Annotated in this window: 15 protein-coding genes; 3 read left to right on the top strand and 12 right to left on the bottom strand. The window is 62.1% G+C overall.

Going from position 1 to position 15,963, the window contains the following annotated elements:
* Together GSQ83_RS29960 and GSQ83_RS14145 are read left to right on the top strand one after the other, a co-directional pair.
* A partial coding sequence (locus GSQ83_RS29960) for a hypothetical protein (RefSeq protein ID WP_216850175.1) occupies nt 1–292 on the top strand: 292 nt, incomplete at its 5' end.
* A 373-nt stretch (nt 293–665) separates the two neighbouring features.
* Complete coding sequence (locus GSQ83_RS14145) at nt 666–926, top strand: hypothetical protein (RefSeq protein ID WP_158803514.1); 261 nt, start codon at nt 666–668, stop codon at nt 924–926.
* On the opposite strand, the gene GSQ83_RS14140 is transcribed toward GSQ83_RS14145, so the two are convergent.
* Nucleotides 927–1,424 carry a DUF6790 family protein gene (locus GSQ83_RS14140; protein WP_158803513.1) on the bottom strand — a complete coding sequence of 166 codons (498 nt, stop codon included), beginning with the start codon at nt 1,422–1,424 and terminating at the stop codon, nt 927–929.
* Nucleotides 1,425–1,718: 294 nt separating this feature from the next.
* Nucleotides 1,719–2,054, bottom strand: a complete 336-nt coding sequence (locus GSQ83_RS14135; RefSeq protein ID WP_256367235.1) for an HAD-IA family hydrolase — start codon at nt 2,052–2,054, stop codon at nt 1,719–1,721.
* Nucleotides 2,055–2,978: 924 nt separating this feature from the next.
* Here GSQ83_RS14135 and GSQ83_RS14130 point away from each other — a divergent pair.
* The gene (locus GSQ83_RS14130) at nt 2,979–3,923 is read left to right on the top strand and encodes a Ku protein (protein ID WP_158803512.1); all 945 of its coding nucleotides are present in this window, start codon (nt 2,979–2,981) and stop codon (nt 3,921–3,923) included.
* Between the two features lie 340 nt (nt 3,924–4,263).
* Here the strand turns inward: GSQ83_RS14130 and GSQ83_RS14125 are convergent, their stop codons facing one another.
* From GSQ83_RS14125 to GSQ83_RS14080, 10 genes are all read right to left on the bottom strand, one after another.
* Entirely contained in the window at nt 4,264–6,597 is a 2,334-nt protein-coding gene (locus GSQ83_RS14125) for a type IV secretory system conjugative DNA transfer family protein (RefSeq protein ID WP_158803511.1), read from the bottom strand.
* Nucleotides 6,598–7,164: 567 nt separating this feature from the next.
* A complete protein-coding gene (locus tag GSQ83_RS14120; RefSeq protein ID WP_158803510.1) occupies nt 7,165–8,364 on the bottom strand; it encodes a hypothetical protein in 1,200 nt (399 codons plus the stop codon).
* A 4-nt stretch (nt 8,365–8,368) separates the two neighbouring features.
* The gene (locus GSQ83_RS14115) at nt 8,369–8,878 is read right to left on the bottom strand and encodes a lytic transglycosylase domain-containing protein (protein WP_158803509.1); all 510 of its coding nucleotides are present in this window, start codon (nt 8,876–8,878) and stop codon (nt 8,369–8,371) included.
* On the bottom strand, nt 8,875–9,294 hold the full coding sequence (locus GSQ83_RS14110; protein ID WP_158803508.1) for a hypothetical protein: 420 nt from the start codon (nt 9,292–9,294) through the stop codon (nt 8,875–8,877). The genes GSQ83_RS14115 and GSQ83_RS14110 overlap by 4 nt, the downstream gene beginning before the upstream one ends.
* Nucleotides 9,291–9,539 carry an IcmT/TraK family protein gene (icmT, locus tag GSQ83_RS14105; protein WP_158803507.1) on the bottom strand — a complete coding sequence of 83 codons (249 nt, stop codon included), beginning with the start codon at nt 9,537–9,539 and terminating at the stop codon, nt 9,291–9,293. The genes GSQ83_RS14110 and icmT overlap by 4 nt, the downstream gene beginning before the upstream one ends.
* Nucleotides 9,539–10,627, bottom strand: a complete 1,089-nt coding sequence (locus GSQ83_RS14100) for a type IV pilus twitching motility protein PilT (RefSeq protein ID WP_254065687.1) — start codon at nt 10,625–10,627, stop codon at nt 9,539–9,541. Before GSQ83_RS14100 ends, icmT begins: the two co-directional genes overlap by 1 nt.
* Before the next feature lie 71 nt (nt 10,628–10,698).
* The gene (locus tag GSQ83_RS14095; protein WP_158803505.1) at nt 10,699–11,640 is read right to left on the bottom strand and encodes a type IV secretory system conjugative DNA transfer family protein; all 942 of its coding nucleotides are present in this window, start codon (nt 11,638–11,640) and stop codon (nt 10,699–10,701) included.
* The gene (locus GSQ83_RS14090; RefSeq protein WP_158803504.1) at nt 11,633–12,145 is read right to left on the bottom strand and encodes a DotD/TraH family lipoprotein; all 513 of its coding nucleotides are present in this window, start codon (nt 12,143–12,145) and stop codon (nt 11,633–11,635) included. Before GSQ83_RS14090 ends, GSQ83_RS14095 begins: the two co-directional genes overlap by 8 nt.
* A 117-nt stretch (nt 12,146–12,262) precedes the next feature.
* A complete protein-coding gene (locus GSQ83_RS14085; protein ID WP_158803503.1) occupies nt 12,263–15,310 on the bottom strand; it encodes an ATP-binding protein in 3,048 nt (1,015 codons plus the stop codon).
* 33 nt (nt 15,311–15,343) lie between these two features.
* Nucleotides 15,344–15,963, bottom strand: a 620-nt coding sequence (locus tag GSQ83_RS14080) for an HNH endonuclease (protein ID WP_158803502.1), incomplete at its 5' end; no start/stop codon positions are given.

The following is a 15,963-nucleotide window of genomic DNA, read 5'->3' as shown; positions in this document are numbered from 1 at the left end:
GTTTCTTATGGACGATGCCCCGAAATGGAATGTGGTCACAGCTGGCCGGAGTTTGCTGATCGCCGACGGCATCAAGCATGCGGTCCGCAACTCGGCTGAGACAGCCGCAGACCTCGTGTTGGCCACTAACAACCGATTCGCTAGTTTTCTCGGTGAGGCCGGCCGCCTCGTAGTGGCGAATGAGCCTTTCGCGGCTCCAACATCAGACGATATTCAGCGCATGCTTCAAGTCTCACGAGCATATGGATATTGGAATGCATCCCCGGCTGAAAGCGCTGCCATCACGGGCTGATGGTGGCCGACGCTCCGGTGGTGAGCGGCCGGCAGAACTGTCGCGCGCACGAACAGCAGAGGCCGTTCTGGGTGGATTTGACGTTCCGGTCGGGCAGCTCCCAGCAGATAAGGGATATTGCCTTCCGGCAAGAGTTGGCCGGTACCAGCCGTTCCAGACATCAGTTGAAATTCCGAATAGCGGACGTCAGTTTGGTTCCGAATGTTGCCCGTATCTGCCGCTCAGAATCTGCAGAAGGGACTGGACCGTCCCTAGGCACAGCCACGGCAACGGCAGCCTGCCCTTGAAGACTCTCTTCACCACGCAAAGGTCTTGCCCACTACCATGGGCAAGGGGGACAGCCGTGTTCGCATCAGTTCGGATTTACGAGGGCGTGACCGACATCGAGGCCGTCAGCCACGCGGCAGAGACGCGGATAGCTCCATTGTTGCAGAAACACGACGGCATGGTTTCCTACACTCTCGTCAACGTCGGCCACGGCTCGGTCATTTCCATCGGCATTTTTGAAACCCGTGAACAGGCAGCGGAAGCGAACAGGATGGTTCGCGAGCTTGCGCAGTCGGAGTTCAAGCACCTGATGCCGCGCCTGCCGATCGCCAGGGTCGGCGAAATCGTGGGCCATTTTGGCAAATAGTCATTGACCAAGTTGGTCCCGCCTTCTCCACGAGAGCAGCAGCAGCACGATCGCGAGGGCCGGCACAATGATGTCGGTCCAAAACGGCACGCCCGCGTTCCCGGGCGCGAAATTGCCGGCCACGAGCATCTGCCGGACGTGGCCGACCGCGTCCCCCAGCAGGGCTATGGAGGAAAACAGCACCGCTGCAGCCTTGAAGGGCAGAGACGCCCAGAAAGCCACACAGGCGGTCACGCCGAAGGCGAGGTCGGCCACGCCGACTTCGTATTGAAAAGGGCTCACCTGCCATCCGATATCGGCTGCGGCAATGTGCGGCAGGAAAATGTGGAAGATCGCCGCCCAGATACCCGTGACACCGATAGGCAGTAGCAATATCCACGCTAAAAACCGGTGGACCGCAGGCCGCCGGTCCCGGCGGATTGCCGCTATAATTAGGGCCAGGATCAGCAATATGGCCGGGAGGTTGGTCAGGACGAAGCGGATGGAGGTCGCGATCACGGCACGCCCTCGTGGCTTGGGGCTTTTACTTGGCCGTATATGACATGAGCGGGGCAGCCGTTGTCCAGCCAGCCTTCAACGCTGGCCCTTTTCCTCGCAGATGCGAAGCGCCAGGACCAAGGCATAGGCTGGCGGGTCGCAGAGCACTGGCCCGCCTTCACTCCGGGATAGAATGTAGGGGAATTCGCCTGACGCTCTGTAGCTTTCAATCAGCGCTCAAGATAAACAGAATCTTTATCTAATAACCGGCCTCCTAGGAAATGACGTTTCGATGAATGACGAAAGCGGCGTCGGTTACAGCCCTGCTTCCTCTTTCAGAAAACTGCGCAGCGCATCCAGGCCAGTATAGAGGTAGCCCGCCAACCCCGCCCGCTCCGCCCCGTCAACGTTAACCTGCGCATCATCGATGAACAGCGTTTCCGCTGGTCGCGCGTCCATTGCCGCCACGCAGCTAAGGTAGCACGCCCGCTCCGGCTTGACGGCCTTGAACATGGCGGACGCGTAGACTGCCGAATCGAAAAGTTCGGATATCTCGGGAAAGATCCGAGCGATGTGTGTTGAAATCAGCGTGGTATTGTTCGTCAACACGCACACGGCCCTCGAGCTGGCGGACGAAAGCCATGACGTCAGGGTGCGGTTCAGTCGCGACGCGGCGAGCCTCTATCCATTCGTCCAGGGTCAGGGAGTAACTCAGCGCATGGTGCCACGCCTGAAGGTAAGCTGTTTCGTCTAGGGATCCGGCGTCTGCCATCGCCTCAATCCCGGACCCCCAGATAGCGGCCTCGACCTCGCTCGCTTTCAGGCCTGCGCGTGCGCCGATATACGCGCACCGCCGATGCCTGTGATTCGTGCAAAGAACGCCATCAAGGTCGAAGAGCAGATGCGAGTAGCGCGGCATTCCTTCCCCATCGGGCCGATTCGTCGAGGCAAGGTAAAGTTTGTGCCATCGAGCATGCACCGCAAGTCAAAACGCAACAAAATCTAGCTGCTTTGTTCAACGCTGTTACCCGATGGGGCTAGATTGTCGCCAATGGGTTTGCACGTGCCGGCTCCTAGCTGTCTGTGCCAGTACGCATGTGAAGGAGGACATCTCAATCACGAATCGAATGGTTGAGGCCCTTGAGCGCGGCCTGCGGCCATTGAGTTTTACAGCGTGTTTGTTCCACGTTCATTGATCGAGATTGCGGGAGTTTCTCGCACTGGCAATGGAGCGTCATCCTAATCCTGCGTAGCGCTCAAGCGTCGAGGCAAGGATGCGCTCACGCCTCTCCTGTTCGCTTTTCATGTCCCCCGCCATCGCGTTTTAGCGGAGGCCGGAATAGAACGAACGAGGAACCTCGCTGCCGGCCGATGCAGCCGCAGGACCAGTCACCCGCTCCTCACGAAATTTTGTAGTGACACCGTCGAATAATCCACCCAGCGGCTGCTCCCGGAGTCGCAACACGATACGTCAGCCTTCTAAGATCCTGGGTGAGCGTCGCTCTATCGAGCGCTCTTACCTGGCCGGGGCCTCCACCGCATCCTTAGGGAATGAACCTCTCGGTGGCCTGAACTATGGCATCACGACCCATCTGGCGTGGGCATCTGCGCCTCGCCCTCGTTTCCTGCCCGGTTGCGCTATACAACGCGCGGCACGACCGGGCTGCGATCAAATTCAACATGATCAATCCGGACACAGGCAACCGGATAAAAATGGTCACGCAGGATAGCGGCACCGGCGAGCCTCTGGAGCGCGGCAAGACCGTCAAGGGATACGAGTTCGATAAGAACAGGTATCTGATCCTGAGCGACGAAGACTTCGAGAGCGTGAAAGTCGAAAGCTCCTCCATCATGTCGGTGGAGAAGTTCGTTGATTCAGGGTCTATCGATCCAGTTTATTTTGACGCCAGCTATTTTCTGGCGCCCGACGGCAAAGCTGGCGAGGACGTTTACGCGGTTCTGCGGGAAGCTATTGCGAAGACTGGGAAGACCGCCCTCACCCGCGTCGTGATCTCCCAGAGAGAGCGGACAATCGCCTTGCGCCCGATGGGCGTAGGGTTGATGGCCCACACACTTTACGAAGACCGCGACCTCAACAGCGCGGATGACGTTTTCGAAAAGGCCGTGCAGATCAAGACCGATCCTGAAATGGTCGATCTCGCGATGCAGCTGATCCAGCGGCAGTCGGGTCAATACGATCCGGCTGATCTCGAAGACCGCTACGAAACCCGTCTCCGGGCCCTGATCGACGCGAAGCTGGCGGGCGGCGGCCTGGTAACCGAGCCTGAAAGGCCGATCGAACGCGGGAACGTCATCGACCTTGTGGCGGCGCTTAAGAGAAGCCTCGCGCAGGCGCAGACCGCGGGCGAACCGCCGAAGCCGGTTAAGGCTCCCAAGGCGCCGGATCGCCGGCAGACGGGCCTTAAGCTGCCAATAGCAGGTGGGAAGGGCAAAGTGGCAGCGGTTCAAGCCGAGCCAACGGCCCAGCCGGCTCCAGGCAGGGCGAGGCGGAAGGCGTAGCCGGCTGCGCCACGCGCTTCGGCGCTAGGCCGGCTTTGGCGAGGTTGCTGAAACCCAGCCTCCTTCGTCACGTCGTCCGCATCAATGCCACGGCTTGGTAGCCAATCGCCCGGGCAGCAGGCGCTGATGAACGTCCGCGTTTGCTCGAACTCCCCCGACGAACTCCGCTATTGCCCGTGAGCGGCATCTACGCCTGGGATTACGAGAAGAACGGGCGGGTCCTGAAGGTCCCATTCCGGACAGCTTGCGCCGGCGCTCGTAGCTTCCCGGCCACACCGGGCCCAGATCGGCAACGGCAGCGGCCTCAAGTCTAGTGCTCCTCCGTCAAGATAGGTGAGGATCATGCCGCCAGTTGGTCAATTAGAGCGGTTATCCATTCGAGCAAAATGGGCGCTGAGATTTCAGATGGTCGGGCGGGTGTCGAACGATCTTCGCGCGCTCCGTCTCGCTCTGCCAGCGCGGCAAGGCTATTTCGACGTCCCACTTGAGGACTGCCAGACGCAGATGTCTCGATGTTCACCAGCATCCGCATGTCATCTGCGCTGATCGGGCTGGTCGGCATGCCGGGATCGACGGCGGCCGTAAAACCGCAAGCGCTCATCGTTTCCAACATCGGAAGTAGATCGGTCACGGGCGGCTCCGCCTCCTCCCCGCCGTCCGGATTTACGTGGCCGGCGCGAAGCATGGCGATGTGTTTCGCCCCCGCGACGTCTATAGCGGCCGCCGCGCATGCGGCGATTGGTTGGCGCTCCTTCGCCCTCGCGGCGAACGCATCGAGCATTACCGTTAGGATTTCGCTTTCCTCGACCCTATCGGGTCCCGACGTCCGGCCTGAGACCAGGTTCTCGACAATGGTCTGGACCCTCCCGACATCTGCACGGATATCCGCCTTTTGCGGCGCTGCGAGCATAATCGGACGATTGAGGCGGGTCGGGCCGGAGGTGTCCAGCTTGGCATGGAAGACCTTGGCATAGATGCGGCGGCCCCCAAAAAGAACTACTGCTTCACCCTCAAGCAAATTCTGGAGGTCCTGCCAGTCCACGCGCGACACCTGTCTGACTTCGGCGTGTTGGGCCTCGCGGTATTGGCCGACGCCCCCGCCATGGTAGGTCGTGGCCTGCATCACGGCTGTTTCACCAGCGGTCTTTTGCAACCACTCACGAGTCCGGTTTGCCTCCTGCTGACGCATCGCGATGGTTAAGTTCGCGTTACCAAGGAGGCTTTGCGTTTTTTCGCCAAGTCGCGCCCAGATGCCGGACAACTCCTGGAAGGCCAGCCAGAAGACGACGTTGAGACCACGCCCCATTGCCAGCATCCGGTCCATGCCGCTCGTCGCGTAGTAAGCGACCTCATCGAACACGACGTAGAACGGGCTGTCCCCAGCGCTTGGCTTGAGCGCGAAAATCTCCTTGGCATCGCCCTCCAGTCGTGCGCCGAGTAACTGCGCCAGCATGCCACGCAGTCCGGCCACGACGATCTTCCCGAGGGCCGCGAGGGTGTCGTCGGAATTCTCCAGCGCCGGTAGATTCACCACCAGGATACGCCGGTTGAGCACGATATCGCGCATGTCGACATCGCCGCTCTCGACTTTGAAGATGTGGCCGAGACTGATCGACAGCTGCGAGAATGTCGCCGTGAAATACATCAGCGCGTAGCCATGCTGCTCGGATGGCTTATCGCTGCGCTGTTCATTGTAAGGCACACTGATATCGTAGCCGGGCAATTCGCCCAAATAGGCGAGCAGCGGATAGACGATGTCCAAAGGCATCTCGGGCACTGGCATCTCGATGATGGTGCCCGTCTTCGGATCGCGAACAAGGAAGATTCGATTCTTTGCCAAGGTCCAAATCCATGGCAGCTCCAGCGCAAAGCGGATCTTCTCTATGTTGATCGAGATGCCCCTGTGGTCGCGCATCCAGACGAGAACGGGGGCGACCGTACCGATGAGGCCGACCGCCCTCCCACGGAAAACACCATTCGCATCATCCGAGCGCTGCTCGCCCAATTGGCTCGCCAGCAGCTCGCGAATGGCATCCGCGTTGCCGGGCGCAAAGGGATTGAATGTGTTCGACTCCTTGATACCCGACGCCGTCAAGAAGTTCAGCGTTAAGACGTCGTCTTCTCGGCCGTAGCGACGCGCGAGGGCCAGGACCTGACCGTAGAGGGTATTATCGGCCTTGCCGTCAACCAGAACGAAGCCGCTGCCCTGCGCGAGCGCATTAGCCAGCATACTGAGGATGGAGGTTGTCTTGCCGGCACCTGTTGTGCCGGGGATGGTCGCATGCTGCCGTATATCCGCATTGGTGAGCCACAGTTCTTGACCCGTCAGGGCGTCAAAACCGATGAGGAAGCGGCCATCCGCTTGCTGAGGCTTACGGGTCGCGGGATCGGGGTAGTTCCAATCCTTCCTGTTGGCGCTTTTTGGCAGCCGCAAAGGCAGCGCCACGCGACGCGTCAAAACCCATGCCGCATAGAGTGTCGATATAGGAAGGGTCAGGTTCAAAGAAGCGGGATAGAACCAAGTCGCGCTCGCGAGGCCGCACAAGATGAGGCCGGACCCGGAGCTACGGAGGGCATCCGACAGCCGTGCCGTGGTCGGTCGAACATCGCGGAAGCCGTCTGCCGCAGAGCGTTCGAATTGAGTTTGAGGCCCGACAATTTCACGGCGGATCATCGACGGCTGTCCCCTGTGTCCGATTTACTTCAGGTGCACACCGGCTCGTTGCTTCTTTTGGCTTGCTCGGTGACCGCGAGAGCCGAGATCAGTTTTGAAGCCCAAACGGGTTGGGCGCTCTCGCCTGGGGGTCGGTGTCCGCGGGTGGCGTCACGATGGGCCGCTGTGCCAATTGCTGCGGAATGCTCGCTAGGGGTTGATTGGGCGCCCCGTCGGCTTGTGGCATTGGCGGCGGGGCCATGGACGGCCCAATACCCTGCGAACTCATCCTGGCGGCCGCGAGCGCCTGCGCATGACCCGCAGCAGATCGGGCGCCAAGATCGAAGGCGACCACAGCGACAAGAACGCCTGCCACGCCGATGAGCAGAGGCCTGGCCACACCTCGTCCCGACCGCCCACTTCCCCCGCTCTTCGGTGTCGACACAGCGGCGGGCGATGAAAGCTGGCCTTCCCGAGAAGGCATGTGCAGGTGGATGTGTAGGCCCCCCCCGGCGGACGGCTGGAGCTCGATCGCCGGCAGTGTGGTGTTGTCACTGTGGTCGACGACGAGACGGAGCGGATTTCCGGTCATAGGGGTTCCTGAGATCGTGCGTTGTGCTCATCCTGCTCGAGCGTGGCGCGAACGGCACTCACCGCTCGAGCGACGGACGGAATGGTCAGCGGCTTGCCAGCGACCCGTTCAGCGGCCCAATGGTCACGCGCGCCGGCTGCCTCGACCCTGGGGTTGGGATGGGTCATTTGACCGGGACCGTCGCCCTCGAAGCCAAGCGACTGCAGTGCGTACCAAAGGCTGCGGTCGATGAGTTTGAGACAGGCGAATTGAGCTGGCGCAAGCACGCCCGACCGACGACGGGCGGCCGTCAGCACGCTCATCAAAGCAGGGACGGTGTAGGCATGACCACTCGCGATTTTATCGGTCCGCTCGAAGATTCCCCGTGTGTCGAGCGCAGCGTCGGCTCGGGCGATGACGCTCGCCGGTATCTCATAGGCCGCTTCCGGGCCGGCTGTTTCACTTGGGCTGCCTTTCGGGAGCGCCTCTGACAGCGCGAAAAGGAGGTCCTGAGCTTCGTTGCGGCGCTGCTCGAGATGGAGACCAAAGGCAGCGTACAGCAGCCGCACGTGCCCAGGGGCGTGCTCTACGCCACGCCATACCGGGCCCAGTTGGGCGATCAAGGCCTTCACCGCCGCCCGCTCATCAAGCACGGGAACACCCGGCCGGTGACGGCCGCTCGCCGCATCGGCAAAACGCAACACCCACTCGCGCGTATGCAGAGCGGGGTCGCTCGGGCGCAACCCATCTGGCCGCAAGGAGACGAGACGTAGGTGGCGACGCGTAAACGCCGCGATCGCGCGGAAATACAGCGTCTGCTCGCGGATGAGGCCCTCAAGATCGAGCTTGCGCGTGAACCGGGACGGCGCGGCGCGGGTAAAGCAGAAAGCGGCGAGCACGAGAATGAAAGCAATGACCGGAACGCGCAGATAATACCCAATCAAATTCGCGGCCGTGAGGATCTCCGATATCGTCACCGTGTCGAAGTTCGCCGACGCGATAGTCTGATAAAGACCGTCAAGAGCCGGCGTAAACTGATGGACGACGCGGATCTGCCACTCGAGGACATCGGCAGCGATAGCGACAATCGAGCCGTGGTAGTTCGTCCAGCCCAGCCAGCCAAAGAAGACGAGGCCGATCACGACGACGGCGAGGCTCAGAAAGGTGAAGTCGTCATTTGAGGGCCATGAAGCCCCATTGCCTGCGCCCGCGGCCATGATGTCAGCCTCCTGCTGCTGCCTGGTGCGATAGTTTCGTCTCTCGAAGCGCCTGGGCTTGCAGCTGGAGCGTCTGGCGCAGCACCTTGCGCAAATAAGCGGCTACGTAGCCGGGATCATGGGAATGGTAAAAACCGACACCTTCCCAGAAGTCGCCATGCGCTTCATCCATGGCCTGGCGGAGAATCCAGCTCCCCGCCTCGACATTGGCGCAGAAACTGTCCTTGAGCGCCGCATAGGTATCGGACTGCGAAGCACGCCAATGCCTTGCCACAGCGGGCACCCAGATCGAGTTGACCTGCATGGGTCCGATGTCGACGGTCCGATTCGTATTCTGGCTGACGCGGCCGAGAGAGCCATCCTCCACTGACAGGAGAATCAGGATGACCGCCGGCGGCAGCTGGTAAACTGACGCGGCCGATTGAATGCAACCGACGACGCGTGGCGGCGACGACGCCCGGCTCGCGAGGGGGAGCAAGCACAGAGCCACGGCTAGGATTAGGGAGCGGGTCATGCGGGCGCCCGCGCGAGCGCGCCACGCGCCATGCGATCCTCCGCGAGACGCCACACTTGAGCGAGATCGTTTACCAAGATTGAATCGGCATATGCTGCTTGCTCAATTGCTTCCATGACCGAGAGGAGTACGATGGCGACGCTTCCGGCGCGAATGCTGCAAACGGTGTAACCGAGAACCGTATCGGGATCGGTCGCGATCTCTACCCCAAGGCTCTGGCCCGTTGCCTCTCGCCAAACGGCGTTCCCCGCGCTCAGGAATGCCGGCAGCAAACCGCTCGGGGAGGCCGCGCTATCCGGTGCGTAAGCGAGCGTATGTTTGGAGGCGCGGCAATCGTAAAGGATCGCGCGACCGGACTGCTCCAGGACACGCTGAAGCAGGCGGCTTACCACCGCGATTTCGATCTCGTCGCTCATGCCAGTCGTCGCTTCTGCCATGCCGGCACAGCCGGGCGCACGGGGCCGACGAGAACACGGCGCATCAGGCGGACGACTGCTGGAACGGTCAGGCCGAACCACGAGATCACGGTGAAGAAGAGAATACCGAAGAAGGCGACATACGCCGTGGTCCAGCTCCAATAGAGCACGAAGATGAGCACGGGAATGCAGGCGCGGGCGTCAAGAATCGCGACCTTCACCGGCAGGGCTGTATAGCGCCACATCACGCAAGCTCCTTCATTTCGAGAGCTGCGACGTCGGCTGTGATCCGACCCTCCTCGAGGGCGCGGCGGATCGCTGCGGCATAAGGCTGGCCCTGTTCGTCAACGGCTTGCCGTGTCAGCGCCGGCCATTCGGACGGATTGGTTTGCTGGAAGCGCGTGCGCAGCTTGGAATCGAAAACCAGGAACTCGCGCAGAGCTGTCCGGCGACCATCGGTCGAAATGGCGAGGCGCTGATTGATGATGAGGCGCAGCGATTGAGCGACCTGGCTGATGACATTGTCGCGCTCGTCCGGCGGGCAAAGGCTTGCGATCCGTTGCATAGTCAAGGGCACGTCCGCGGCATGAATGGTCGTGGTCAGCACATGCCCGGAGATCGCGGCCTGCACCGCCGAAGTCATCGTCGGCCCGTCGCGACACTCGCCGACAATGATATCGGTCGGCTCGCGACGCATGCAGCCGATGATGAAGTCCTCGAAGGTCGGCAGGTCTCTCGGAATCTCCGTCTGGGTAATCGTGCTGGACGGGCTTTTGACCCGATCGAGCATGTATTCGACCGGAGCAGCGCCCTCGTTAATGTTGTGGTTTCCCCTGGGGTCCAGCAGCTTTGCCATGGTGAAGCCCGCGATCAGCGTCGATTTGCCCGATCCCGTCGCGCCGCTGACGATGACCATGCCTTCGCGCGGCCGAAAAGCGTCGAGGATGCCAGGCTCGACGCGTTGCTGTTCCAGGCTGGGTGGAAGTTCGGGAATGGGACGCAGCACGATATTGGCGGCATGGCTTCGGCTGCTGCGGATCGGTGTCGCGTTGAGCCGGAAGCGCAACCGGTCCAATCGCGTCCGCGAGATCGAATAAGCCACATCGAATGCCCGACCGCCCTGCAGCCGCGCCGTGCCGTCAGCGCCGTATAAATGGTTGGCGATGCTGGCGATCTCCATCTCGTCGAGAGAATGCTCGGTGACCTGGTAATTGGTCCCATGGACCCGGATCCAGACGGGATGACCGGTCGTAAAGGCGATGCGAGACGCGCCTGCGTCGTAGGCCCAGGAGAGCAAGCCATCTAGGCCGGGGGCGTCCTTGCGTGGCTCCATGACCCATCGCAGACCCTCCTGCGGCCACCTTTCGTCCGCGCTTCGGCGATCGGGGTTTTTGAAGATGGCGTTCATTGGCACCCCGACCCACCGGCGCCACGACCCTGCAGCCCGGGTTGATCCGTAATGCGGACGACCTGATCACCGACATGCAGCGTATCCCGGCCGCCTTCGACTACTCGGTTCTGGAAGGCGATGCGCGGCTGTTCGACCAGCCCTGACCGCAGCAGCACGCGATAGCGCGCCATGCCCGTGATGTCGCGCTGGAGGCGGCTCAGGTCGGAGAGGAAGATATCGACGGCCTGCTTCTCACCCTGCCCCCAACCATCAGCGACCCACTTGTTCCAGTAGGCCACCTCTTTGGCCGATCGCGGCAGCGCCGCGTCGGCTGGGCGCTGCGGCGCTGCCCATGTGCGCACCAGATACTCGCGCCAGTTGGGCGGTGCCGCCGTGAGCTGCGCCTCCCGCGTGATCTCGTAGATGCAGGCCGTCTCATGTGCGACCTGGCCGCCGTCACCAAGTGCGAAAGCCAGCTGTGCTTGGGTGATGATCGGCGGCCGTAGCAAGGTCTGGCCGCTGCCCACCGGCAGAACGAGTGAGCGGAAGTCAAAGGTGGTGTCCAAGACCGGCTCATACCGCCGGAGCATCTCGTTAATGGCGAAGGCACGTGCCGCGAGGCCGCCTTGAGCGCCGTAGATCAGCGCAGCCTGTTGCAGCTCCTCGGCTCGGCCGGGCTTGAGACCGTCTCCATGCTGATCGCCGGGCCGCGTCGCCTGGAGAGCCTCGAGCGACAGCGGCGCTGCGCCACCAACGACCGTGGGTGTTTCTGCAGCACCGGTCACCGGCTGATTGAGCGGATTGCCAAGCGTTTGTGTCGCTTGATCAACCTGCGCTGCCGAGGGCAGTGGGGGCACCGGCTCGGGTAAAACCCAACCCGCCGCATGCCCTGCTCGCCCTACTGCCAAGGATGCAAACACGCTCGCCGTGTAGAGGACCGAGCGGGTCTTAAACATGATGCACGACCTGGACCTGATGGTGGAGAGGATCGACCTCAACAGTTGCCTTCGCCCCGGCCTGCGTACCCAGGGCCTGGAAAGCCCCAAGCACCTGTCCGTTTACAATGACGGTGACGACAAGAGGTTGCGGGTTCCGCGGCCCCAAGACGGCGACGGAATACCCGATGGTGCGGGCCAGCTTTTTGACGCCGGCGTCGAGCGGACCGTTCCAGGCGAACTGAATCGGCTTCTCCAACTCGGCCGGAACGACCGGCGTCGCGTCTGCCACGCCAGATCCCGCCGGCTGCATGCCGCCGATCTGTGTCATGTCGCTATTGACCTGATCGAGCGCGCGACGCAGCGCCAGTTCAGCGTTCGGCATTCCCGTGGTCGAGACGTCCGTCGGAACACTCGTAGAGGTGCATCCCGCAAGAAGTCCGAGCCCCAATGCCGCGGAACCGATCCGAGCCGTCACCATCCTGATCACACCGCTCCAAACATGTGCCAGCAGATTGCCGGCCATTGGTGCGAACGAGCGCGCTGATGCGAATAATTCCTTAGGCCGGATTCTTTTGTGGCAGATGTTGCGCATTTGGGGCAGGACGCGTTCCACGGCTTCGTGTCCATGAAGTCGTGCCATTTACTCTGCGGCAAGCAGCGCAGGCTCCTCGACTTCCTGGTCGCGGAGCTTCATGCCCATGCCGGTTCCGTTAATCAATTCGCCTGCAAGCTCATCGATCACGCCCAATTCTGCTTTAGTTTCGAGCTCGCCGCGTGTCAGCCGATCGGCCTTCCGACGCTCGATCTCCTTGAGGGCTGATCCCCGTGGGAACACCTTGGCGAGGCGCCGCAGGCCCTCGCTAAAACCAACCCGATCATAGAGGCGATTGCGCAGGGCAGTATCGCCCGGCGTCGTGCTCAATGCCCATAACTCGATCGGGCCGAGACTATTGACGAGCATCTGCTCATACTTTGCGCCATCTGCGGAGAAGACCGCAAGGAACGGCGCACCAGCTGGGCCCGGCCCGTTCAGGCCATAACGGACGACGCCGGCACTGGCTTCACTCAGGTTAAAGCGGGCGATGATCTCCTCAGCCTCCTTCTCATCGCCGGCACGCAGAATGAACCGCCCGGTCGCTTGCGAGGTGATGCCGTCGCCCATGTCCTTGAGGCGCTGGGACGCGAAGCCCAGCTGGATGTTGTGCTTGCGACCTTCCCGCACATCCAATTCGGCCTGTGCGCGCACCTGCGGGCTACCTTCTGTCCGATGCCATTCGTCGTAATCCAGGCGTTTGACGGACTCCATGACCTCTTGAAAGCGGAGCCGGTGATAGTCGCGCACCAATTCGGGCACGTATTGCGCGTAATCCGGATGCAGGAAGAAGTTGCGTGCCAGCAGGTGCCGCGCCAGCATGTACATCATCTCGGTCTGCCGGTTGGCAGCGGCCGAACCGGTCGGCGCAACAGCGGCGAGGTCGAGAACAATGATGCGTGCCGGGCCGAAGTCCAGCCGCGTCGGACTGTTGAGCGTCGGGTATTTGCGGATGACATCGAAGATATAGCGCTCGAAGAGCGAGCAACAATCTTCGTGGGTGGCATCGATTTTGAGCTTGTTGAACATGTCACGCACCTGGTCGGTCCGCGATGCGTTGATCAGGTCCTGCAGGACCGGGACGGCATGTCGCTGCGCCACGCCGGCCAGTCGATATTCGCCGATTGAGATCAGCTCATCGACCACATCGCGCCACCAGGGCTCATCGTGCCTGAGGGTGATGTGATGGCGTCGGAGCGCCGCATCGACTTCGAGCTCGACACCCGCACGATAATGCTTCGGCGAGCCGCCGGGAACATCAGTATAAAGCCGGTAGGCCTCATCCACCACCAGGCTAATCATCTGGTTGATGCCCTCGAAGGGCTTGCTCGTGTCGGGCGGCAGGGTCGCGAGCGCCAGAAAGTTTTGCAGGAAGGCGCGCTCCAACGGCAGAGGATAGTGGCATCCGACCTGCAGGTCGAAAATGTTTACCTCATAGCCGGCGCCGAATTGCATGGTGACAAAGATCGCTTCGTGGCGGCGCTCCGGCCCGAGCGCCTCCTGCACCAGGCGGACAAATCCCTGCGCCGACGGCCCGATATCGGCCTTGCCGATCAACGGCAACTTTGCGCCGCGCGAACCCATGACGGCCGTGGACAGGCACAGGCCAAGATTGATCGTGTTCGCCAGAACGCTTTTGCCGGAGTTCGGGGGTGCGACGAAAATGTCGAGGACCAGAGGCCGCATGGAACCACCGATGGGATCATAGGGCCAGATTGCGCCATCCGGCCTGCGAAAGAGAACCGAGCCCTTCTCCCAAGGCGAGGCGGTGCGGTTCCAGGGCAACATCGACAGCGCATCTCCCAGCAGCGCGAGTGACGCGGTGCCGGTCGAGGCGAGCGACAGTCCGGGCACACTGCTCATCGCGCCCTCGAGCGGATCGCCGCTGACGCTGGTTGCCCGGCAGTTGCCCCAGCCTTCGAGCCTCTGGCTCAAGGTCGAAGCGCGACGGCGCAGGTGGCGCTTGTCCGCGATCGGCGCCCAGGTCGCGAAAGACGCGCGGAGCTTGACCGAGATATGGTTGTTCTGCTCGCGCTCCTGACGTAGGGCGGCGAAGGCCCGTCGCAGATCGCCGTTGCTTGGAAACATCGCGAGAAAGCTCGCCCCGATCTCTTTCATCGCCATGGATGTCTTGCCGCCGCCCTCGACGACGATCGCGCCACGCCAGGGGATGCGGTCTTTGCCGAGTGCCGCAGCCAGCTCGATGAAGGGTCGCGGGTCCTCGGGGCCAACCGCCATATCGACGGGCGCATATTCGTAGTCGCCAATCTGCACCCGCTGGCCGCCTTGCGTAGCGGCATCGGCGTAGAAGATTTGGCTGCGGATGGAGGGCCAAAGCATGTGTTCAGGCTGTGGCTTCTCGTCATCCTCCGGACAGCGGGGCATCATACGGTTGCCAATCAATATCGGCCGCCACGGCGATCCGGCCGTCTCGCGGTAGATCGATTCCCGGATGACCTTGAGTGCGGCGTGGGCATCGAGCTCGACGCTGGCGACATCGGCATTGCGGAGTGAGGCAAGGACGCGGCTGACGAAGCCGGCGTGGCGCGCCGCCATGATGTCGGAGCGCAGGTAGAAGCGCTGGCTGTCGCCCACACGCGGTAGCTCGCGCGCCAGCGCGTCCTGCTCCTCCTTCATTTGCTTGCGCTCTTCTTTGGTAAGCACGCCCTTGCGGGTCCAGAGGACAAAATAGGCCGCTTCCCAGCGCATGATTTTAGGCCAGAGCCGCGCGCGCTCGTCGAGAATGTCGGATAGATCGATGTTCAGCTCACGCGCCACGGCTCGACAGCTGTCGAGGTTGAGCCGATTGATCTCGACGGCTGACAATTCAGGGTCTGACGCAAACCACCCGACGATCGCGTGGCCGCGACCTTCCAGTGATCCGGAGAGGTCAACTCTTTGCGCCATGGCGATGCGCGCCACGTCATCGCGGGTTGCCATGCGTCGCATGCCATCCACGCGCAGGATCGAAACATAGTCGCTATGCTTGGTGACCAGAGCGTCGCCATGCGTCGTCTCGACGTCGCAGTAGCTGTAGAGTGGCTGGCGCAAAGTCAGTGACAGACCCGCGAGCAGCTTGGCGAGCGAACCGACCATGGCTGAACCTCACATGAAGGAGCGTCAAGAAGGCTACGAACGGGGCGCTGCCCAGTCGCGGAGCATCGTCGGATAGTGGTCGCGGCCGGCCCGATAGAGCCGCCCAAGGGGAAGCAGCCGGACACCACCGAGAAGCGTCGCGCGACGCTCGTAGTCAGAGGGAGCGAGATCACGCAGCGCCGCTCCAAGCTGGCGCGGTGACAGAGTTCCGAGGCGCAACTCCGCCGTCGCACCGCGATCATAAAGCGTGCGATAGGCGCGATAAGCCGCAGACGCGGCTGGGGCGGCGCGGCTGGCATCGCTATAGGCGGGTGGGAGACCCTCGCCGGCGCACGCGAGATGGATTTGGCGGGCCAGGACATTGAGAGCGCCCTGAGCCATTTCCGGCAACCAGATCAGCATGGCTTCATCGTCGATGTCCGGCCGGTTCAGATGCTGCGGCAGATGGCAAAGCGGGCAGCTCGTGACGAGGTTGGCCGGACTGGCATCATCATGATCGTCGTTGAGATGAAATGGCTCAGGCCAGCGTCCGGTCGGTTGACCGCAGAACTGGCAGGCGGCCGAAGCAGACGCGGCCTTCCACTCGCCCGCTCCGACGTCGGCGTTCCAGGCCGAGGGATGGGCAGAAAGGACGAGCGGAGGGCGCGCCATCT

The sequence above is a fragment of the Acidisoma sp. L85 genome (assembly GCF_009765865.1).
In the GTDB taxonomy this organism is placed as follows: domain Bacteria; phylum Pseudomonadota; class Alphaproteobacteria; order Acetobacterales; family Acetobacteraceae; genus Acidisoma.
The sequence above is the reverse complement of the archived record's forward strand: the minus strand, read 5'-3'. Positions and strand labels throughout refer to the sequence as shown.

Coding starts and splice junctions, on each gene's coding strand:
- GSQ83_RS14130 (WP_158803512.1), top strand. CDS start 2,979: ATGGCATCACGACCCATCTGGCGTGGGCATCTGCGCCTCGCCCTCGTT.
- GSQ83_RS14125 (WP_158803511.1), bottom strand. CDS start 6,597: ATGATCCGCCGTGAAATTGTCGGGCCTCAAACTCAATTCGAACGCTCT.
- GSQ83_RS14120 (WP_158803510.1), bottom strand. CDS start 8,364: ATGGCCGCGGGCGCAGGCAATGGGGCTTCATGGCCCTCAAATGACGAC.
- GSQ83_RS14115 (WP_158803509.1), bottom strand. CDS start 8,878: ATGACCCGCTCCCTAATCCTAGCCGTGGCTCTGTGCTTGCTCCCCCTC.
- GSQ83_RS14110 (WP_158803508.1), bottom strand. CDS start 9,294: ATGAGCGACGAGATCGAAATCGCGGTGGTAAGCCGCCTGCTTCAGCGT.
- icmT (WP_158803507.1), bottom strand. CDS start 9,539: ATGTGGCGCTATACAGCCCTGCCGGTGAAGGTCGCGATTCTTGACGCC.
- GSQ83_RS14100 (WP_254065687.1), bottom strand. CDS start 10,627: ATGGAGCCACGCAAGGACGCCCCCGGCCTAGATGGCTTGCTCTCCTGG.
- GSQ83_RS14095 (WP_158803505.1), bottom strand. CDS start 11,640: ATGTTTAAGACCCGCTCGGTCCTCTACACGGCGAGCGTGTTTGCATCC.
- GSQ83_RS14090 (WP_158803504.1), bottom strand. CDS start 12,145: ATGGCCGGCAATCTGCTGGCACATGTTTGGAGCGGTGTGATCAGGATG.
- GSQ83_RS14085 (WP_158803503.1), bottom strand. CDS start 15,310: ATGGTCGGTTCGCTCGCCAAGCTGCTCGCGGGTCTGTCACTGACTTTG.